We start from the raw sequence: 4558 nt of genomic DNA on the forward strand, positions 1-4558 counted from the left end.
CATTCGTACTCATTATCATGCTGATTGGTCATATAAATATTCATGCCAGTAGCTCTAGCCACAGCCCAGTCCAGCGCCCGCCCAGTTAGTGCACTCGTTTTGATTTTCATTAAAATTCCTTACCGCCAGTCTTGGCGCGATTCTCTCGTTTATGGTCTGCCCGATGCCTGTTGTATTCGAGTTTTTCAGCAATAGCGCTCTCGATGTCATAACCAAATGCCTCTGCATAATCTAAAATTCGGATCACTGCATCAGCCAATTCGACCTCGGCCATAGGACGATGAGGTAAATGATCATCCATCAAATTTTTACGCTCTCCCTCCATTGCCTCGCTGATTTCTGAGTGAATTAAACAAAGTAACGTGCCTCGTTCTCTTGGACTATCCCACCAACCCGCGTCAACATTTTGCTGGTGAATTTGCTTTTGTAATTCAGTTAGTTTCATGCGAAGGCCCTCAATTTTTCAGTCGAATAGTCAATCGATTGTTTTCTGGACTGGTACTCTAAACGCTCAAGTTTGAGATAGGCCCGCCCTCTGGGGTAACACCTACTGATTTTGCGGTCTAGGTGCTGTTCATCAGCAAAACAGAACATTTTATTTTTGCTAGCCATCAGGCGATGCTGCTGCTCAACATTAGGCGTCTGGAACCAGTAATTATCTTTGTGAAAAACAATTGTCATGTAAAAACCTCTTATTAAATTAATAGATTGTGAGAGGAGTTAATTGGTTTTATGCCATTCTCTTATCTGATATGAATGAATATCGTCCTGTATGTCTTTTGCCAGCATTTTCTTAAGATACTGAATATTTTTCAGTGCCGTGTAATTATCGGTAGGTGTGTATTTTTCCTCAATCTGAACAACAGGTTCTGGTATTTTTTCCCCTGCCTGAATTCGCTTCGCCATTGTTTTCAATTCGCGGCTACAGAGTTTTTTTACATCTGAATTGGTTAAATTCTGATATATCATTTCAGAGTGAATTTTTGTCACCATCCAATAACAGGCGTTAGATTGCCAATGGAAATCACCCCATCCACGGCGAGTACAGTAATCACGAAACATATCGTAAAGCTCGTCCTCAGTTGGCAATCCAACCGCGATTGCCTCACCCTGTTTGCACCACTGGATAAATTGACCAGGGGACGGCAGAAATGGCGAATCCTGCTGTCTGGCGATCTTCATCCCAGCGTTAACCTGCTCAATGGTTGAGATCCCGTTCTCGGCGAATGCCAACACCCACTGGCGGCGCAGTTCGTTAAAATCCTCCTGTGTCTTGATGCTGGTCATGAGTGCAGGAAATGCGCCTTTCAACTGGCGAAATAGCTCATTGAAAATCTCGGCAACCTGTTTAGTGGCCTGCGCCCGTTGCTGCTTTGGCGGCTCAGCCATGGCCTGTAATGCTCTGCCATCACGATTCTGTATGGCTGTGACGATGCTTCTCATATCGTTACCCCATCTACCCAATCAGTGTTGTTGAAATCAATCCCAGAATGTCCGGCAGTCACAGGTTGTTTCTCTTTCTGAGATTTCTGGAGAATTAGCGTTTGCCATTGCTTACGGAGTTTTGCCGGGGAGAGAATATTTGTATGCCAGAAATGGTCTTTGTTCGCCCACTTGAACAACGAACATATTTCATGATGCGTGCGGTTATCCTGTTGGCGCATTAGCCGAATATCATTAGCCCATTCAGGCCAGTTAGGTTCTGGTGCTGTAGGGTCAATAACGGTCACCAATGCGTAAATCCATTGCGCCGCTTTCAAATCATCCTCAGTGCCCCATGATTTACCAGACGGTGTGTAAACATGAGCATCAGGATGTCGTTTTAAAAACCGCTGCAACACCTCTGATTTTTTTCCGTGACGATCATTAGATACGTTAGTATCTAATATATATTCTTGTTCATGATGTGCGGGGTTATGTGCGCCCTCATGTGCGGGGGTGGTGTCTGAGGCCGCGTCATTATTGGTCTCGCCATGTGCGCCTGTATGTGCGGCGTTATGTGCGGGTAAATCGTCTGTTTTTTGAGCATAATCACTGTAATTTGTGATGGTGATCACACGTCCTTTTCGCTTCTCCCCCTCGATGGAAATCATTCCCTCTTTCACAAAGAATGCCAGCATCCGTTCTACTGCATCACGACTGGTTGGTTTCCCGTTGCGGTCACACAGAGATAGCCCCAGATCAGCCGCCGTTACAGCCAATTGACCGGGTTGTAAAAGCCACGCCTTGCCTTTGAAATTGACTGTAGTATTCGGCCGTCTGGCTGCGCCCATAAGCAAATTATCCCACAAGGTTCTGAGAAATACGTCTTTAGCCCACGGTTTATTCTTTATGCTCCGGTACAACGGGATGAAACCGAGTTTTTGGTTTTCCACCCTGTTGCTCCTGATTTTCCGAGCCGTATTAAAATCGTAAACCTCCGCTGTATTCATAATGCGACCTCCCTATCATTAAATTTTGTTTTCATGTATAATTACCTCTGTGAAATGTTGTTTTGAGGGTACTGCCCCTCAGTCGTTAAACCGATCTCAAGTTGCATTTCAGGAACCTCAGTTGTTACAGCAACTGGGGTTTTTCTTTTTGGGTATCTGAGTTCATCCAGCATTGACAATAGCTTGCTGGCCTCGACTCCAGTCAGTACGATATTTGCCTCACATCCGGGCGCTGCGACACTTCCCTCTGGCAGTCCCAACTTCACAATCATTAAACTAGCCAATTTCGCTATCCGGTTTTTATCCCGACTCAATGCCGAGGGATGAATCCCCATTTCACGTGCCAGATCATTATTTCCAAAATCCAACGCTGATTTGAGGAAATAACTCTCCAGATATTGGGCGCTACACGTAATACGAGTATTTTTGACAGTTTTTGCAACTTCCATTTGGTATATTTCCTAAAGTGAAATTTCAGTTAAGTTTTGTTTAATAAAAACACAGAGTCGTCAACTATCATGAGATAGATGATGGTTAGCACGACTGAGTCTCTGGCGAGTGAGCCTTTACGGGATATACCCGATTGCCTGAGTGACTACCCGGCGCTATTTCAGTTTGCTAGGGTTCACCAGTAGCTTGTCGTGAGGGCAGATTGTTAAAGAGCATGAATGATTGCGATTACATAAATCTTTGCGGATATAAGATCTGCATTTCGTCAATCATCCCTTTATAAAATTGAGATAATTTTTCAGCCATCTCTAAGGATGCAGCTTGATTACCTCGCTCTAGTCGACTCAGGTTGCCAGCATCACAATTAACCGCTGCCGCAACCTCGGTAATTGTTAACTTGCTCTTGAGCCTAATTTTTCGTAATGGTGTTTGCATACTTAGCTCCTTTAAATGCGTTGTACGCATATTATTACAAAAAACAAATATGCGCAAGAGGCCTTGCGCAAAACGCAAAAAATGAGTCCAATAACAAAATGAAAATTGGTTCACGTATAAGAAGTCTTCGCAAAGCGCAGCAGATGACAATCCTTGAATTAGCCAACGCCATAAATAGTGATGTGGGGAATATCTCTCGTCTCGAAAGGGATATGCAAGGCTATACAGATTCAACAATTTCGAAAATAGCCGGAGCGTTGGGGGTTCAGGTGGCGGATCTGTTTGTCGAGAATGATGTGTCAGTTATGACTAAATCAGTCCGTAAAAATAAATACTTTAAGGTTATGGCATTGGATGTAGCGGTCATTGCCGGTCATGATATATCGACAAGGGAATTCATAGAAACCATAGGCTCTATAGAATACACGCCAGAAGAGGCCAGACTAATATTTGGAAACAGGCGCGAAGAAAATGTCAAAGTGATTGCTGTTAAAGGGGATGGCATGAGCGGAACAATAGAATCTGGTGATCAAATATTTATTGATATTACGGTCAATTGTCTTGATGGGGATGGCGTTTATATTTTCTCATATGGTCGTTCATTACATGTTAAACGCCTTCAAATTCAAAAAGATAAGATAGCCGTATTGTCGGATAACCCTAACTATGAGACATGGTACATTGAAGAAAACGAGGAGCCATTGTTGTATATAAAGGGAAAGGTTATTTCCCATGTTTATAGAAGAATGATTAATTAAGAACGGCTGACCCCGTAGGTACGAGCACTTATAAAATCATCAAAGCCACGGATGGCTTTATGCCTTTCACTTGATTCATCTCAAATGTATGTGACGATAGTCACAAATCAATTATCTCATAAAAAAATTTTCCTTTTTATTTCATTCGGTTAATTGCCATATGCACTTACGCACAAAAATATGCGCTTGACGCATATGTTTTATACGCATATATTGTATTCATCAAAGGCACACAGCCAACGATAAGCACCAACCGCTCTTTAACAATCCGAACCCAAAACAGCGTATAGCTCTGTTACACCCCTACGCACAAATGCGATGTATCGCTGGCAGTTGATTGTGGACTCCAAACGTCTTGATCAATCTGTCAGTGAGAAGATTAGCCTCGAAAGAGCGCGAACGGGCATCACTGACAGAGAGAGCGTTGTAATTAACCAAGAGGAAATAATCATGCTTTAGTAAAGCGGACAGACCGCGACGTAT

The 4558-nt window shown here is 43.2% G+C and carries 8 protein-coding genes; 1 reads left to right on the forward strand and 7 read right to left on the reverse strand.

Translation table 11 applies throughout. The annotated features are described in order from the left end of the window. Positions 1–109: 109 nt before the first annotated feature. The 6 genes from AAC854_RS21225 to AAC854_RS21250 form a co-directional block, all read right to left on the reverse strand. Positions 110–445 carry a nucleoside triphosphate pyrophosphohydrolase family protein gene (locus AAC854_RS21225; RefSeq protein ID WP_340618831.1) on the reverse strand — a complete coding sequence of 112 codons (336 nt, stop codon included), beginning with the start codon at positions 443–445 and terminating at the stop codon, positions 110–112. Continuing rightward, positions 442–681: a hypothetical protein gene (locus tag AAC854_RS21230; protein ID WP_340618832.1), complete on the reverse strand. Its 240-nt coding sequence runs from the start codon at positions 679–681 to the stop codon at positions 442–444. The genes AAC854_RS21225 and AAC854_RS21230 overlap by 4 nt, the downstream gene beginning before the upstream one ends. Positions 682–720: 39 nt before the next feature. Continuing rightward, a complete protein-coding gene (locus AAC854_RS21235) occupies positions 721–1443 on the reverse strand; it encodes a replication protein P (RefSeq protein WP_340618833.1) in 723 nt (240 codons plus the stop codon). Further along, complete coding sequence (locus AAC854_RS21240; protein WP_340618834.1) at positions 1440–2375, reverse strand: replication protein; 936 nt, start codon at positions 2373–2375, stop codon at positions 1440–1442. The genes AAC854_RS21235 and AAC854_RS21240 overlap by 4 nt, the downstream gene beginning before the upstream one ends. Positions 2376–2473: 98 nt before the next feature. Further along, the gene (locus AAC854_RS21245; RefSeq protein WP_340618835.1) at positions 2474–2881 is read right to left on the reverse strand and encodes a hypothetical protein; all 408 of its coding nucleotides are present in this window, start codon (positions 2879–2881) and stop codon (positions 2474–2476) included. 229 nt (positions 2882–3110) lie between these two features. Then, positions 3111–3317: a helix-turn-helix domain-containing protein gene (locus AAC854_RS21250; RefSeq protein WP_340618836.1), complete on the reverse strand. Its 207-nt coding sequence runs from the start codon at positions 3315–3317 to the stop codon at positions 3111–3113. A 98-nt stretch (positions 3318–3415) separates the two neighbouring features. Between AAC854_RS21250 and AAC854_RS21255 the strand changes: the two genes are divergently transcribed. After that, the gene (locus AAC854_RS21255; protein ID WP_340618837.1) at positions 3416–4075 is read left to right on the forward strand and encodes an XRE family transcriptional regulator; all 660 of its coding nucleotides are present in this window, start codon (positions 3416–3418) and stop codon (positions 4073–4075) included. Positions 4076–4378: 303 nt separating this feature from the next. Here AAC854_RS21255 and AAC854_RS21260 read toward each other — a convergent pair. Next, positions 4379–4558 (reverse strand): hypothetical protein (locus AAC854_RS21260; protein WP_340618838.1); only part of this gene is annotated, 180 nt, incomplete at its 5' end.

It is taken from the genome of Xenorhabdus entomophaga (assembly GCF_037996725.1).
GTDB classification, from domain to species: domain Bacteria; phylum Pseudomonadota; class Gammaproteobacteria; order Enterobacterales; family Enterobacteriaceae; genus Xenorhabdus; species Xenorhabdus khoisanae.

Bases quoted from the DNA above. Each gene is read 5' to 3' on its own strand.
- AAC854_RS21225 (WP_340618831.1), bottom strand. From the start codon at position 445: ATGAAACTAACTGAATTACAAAAGCAAATTCACCAGCAAAATGTTGAC.
- AAC854_RS21230 (WP_340618832.1), bottom strand. From the start codon at position 681: ATGACAATTGTTTTTCACAAAGATAATTACTGGTTCCAGACGCCTAAT.
- AAC854_RS21235 (WP_340618833.1), bottom strand. From the start codon at position 1,443: ATGAGAAGCATCGTCACAGCCATACAGAATCGTGATGGCAGAGCATTA.
- AAC854_RS21245 (WP_340618835.1), bottom strand. From the start codon at position 2,881: ATGGAAGTTGCAAAAACTGTCAAAAATACTCGTATTACGTGTAGCGCC.
- AAC854_RS21250 (WP_340618836.1), bottom strand. From the start codon at position 3,317: ATGCAAACACCATTACGAAAAATTAGGCTCAAGAGCAAGTTAACAATT.
- AAC854_RS21255 (WP_340618837.1), top strand. From the start codon at position 3,416: ATGAAAATTGGTTCACGTATAAGAAGTCTTCGCAAAGCGCAGCAGATG.